The 1,243-nt window shown below is 74.2% G+C and carries 2 protein-coding genes; both read right to left on the bottom strand.

The annotated features are described in order from the left end of the window. Positions 1-479, bottom strand: a 479-nt coding sequence (locus tag ABTY62_RS47455) for a beta-ketoacyl synthase N-terminal-like domain-containing protein (RefSeq protein WP_352135623.1), incomplete at its 3' end; no start/stop codon positions are given. A gap of 53 nt (positions 480-532) precedes the next feature. After that, positions 533-1,243 (bottom strand): SDR family NAD(P)-dependent oxidoreductase (locus ABTY62_RS47450; protein ID WP_352135622.1); only part of this gene is annotated, 711 nt, incomplete at its 5' end.

The following is a 1,243-nucleotide window of genomic DNA, read 5'->3' as shown; positions in this document are numbered from 1 at the left end:
GCCGTCCGCACCCGCTCCAACTGGTCGGCGCCGAGACCGGGCAGCAGCTCGCCGAGCGTGCGCACCAACTGGTGGGCGGTGCGCACCCGCTGGTCGAGGCGGACCAGGCCGGGCGTGAGATAGCCGCCGCGGCCCAGCACCACCCCGACCCGTCGCCGGTCGGGCAGCCGTTCCTCGCCGCCCGCGTCGGCGACGGCCGCGGCCGCGACATGCAGGGCAATCAGCTGGTCGGGCTCGGCGGCCGGAACGGAGGCGGGCATGATCCCGAAGCGGGTGACCTCGACCTCGGCCAGCCCGTCGACGAATCCGCCGCGGCGGCAGTACACCCGGTCGGCGGCGGCTGGGCCGCGCCCGCTGCCGGGGGCGTAGAACTCGGCGTCCCACCGCTGCGCCGGGACCTCGGTGATCGCGTCGACACCGGCCGCGAGATTGTGCCAGTACGCGGACAGATCGGGCGCTCCGGGCAGCAGGACGGCCATCCCGACGATCGCGACGGGCGGTCTGCGGCCGCCGCCTTCGTCGTACGCCACGGTCACCAGCCCGACGCGGTGTAGACGACGGCCTGGTCGGATTCCTCGCCCCAGGCGAGTTCGCGCAGCAGTGCAAGTGCTCCTTCGTCGGGGTCGATGAGTTCGACGCCACGCCGCGCGTATTCGCGGGCGAGCGCGGGGCCGACCATTCCGGCGTGTGCGCCGGTGGGCGCCCAGGGGCCCCAGTGGACGGTCAGGGCCCGGCGGCCGGTGCGGGCGGCCCACCGCGCGCCGATGGTTTCCAGCGCGTCGTTGGCCGCCGCGTAGTCGGCCTGGCCGCGGTTGCCGAGCACGGCGGAGACGCTGCCGAAGAGCACCACGAACGACGGCCCTCCGTGTCCTCCGTGCCTTTCGTGTTCTCCGGCAGGTCCAGCCGCCGACAGCTCTTCCAGTGCGTCCAGGAGCGTGCGCGCGCCGCCCGCTTTGGTGTCGAACACCCGCTGGAAGGACTCGGCGGACTTCTCCTCGATCAGCCGGTCCTCGATCACCCCCGCCGCGTAGAGGACACCGTCTAGGCGGCCGTGGTCGGCGTGGATTTCCTTGACGGCCTGGCGTACCGCGTCGGGGTCGCGGAAGTCGACCGACCGGTAGCGGGCCCGGGCCCCGAGCTCGCCGAGTTCCCGCAGCGTGGCGGACACTTCGCGCCGCGCCAGGATCAGGTTCGTCTCCCGCTGGATCTCGGCGGGTCCGCGGCCGCCCTGGGCGGCGAGTGC

The sequence above is a fragment of the Streptomyces sp. NPDC097640 genome (assembly GCF_040302705.1).
GTDB lineage: Bacteria > Actinomycetota > Actinomycetes > Streptomycetales > Streptomycetaceae > Streptomyces.
This window is presented reverse-complemented; position numbering and strand designations above follow the sequence as displayed.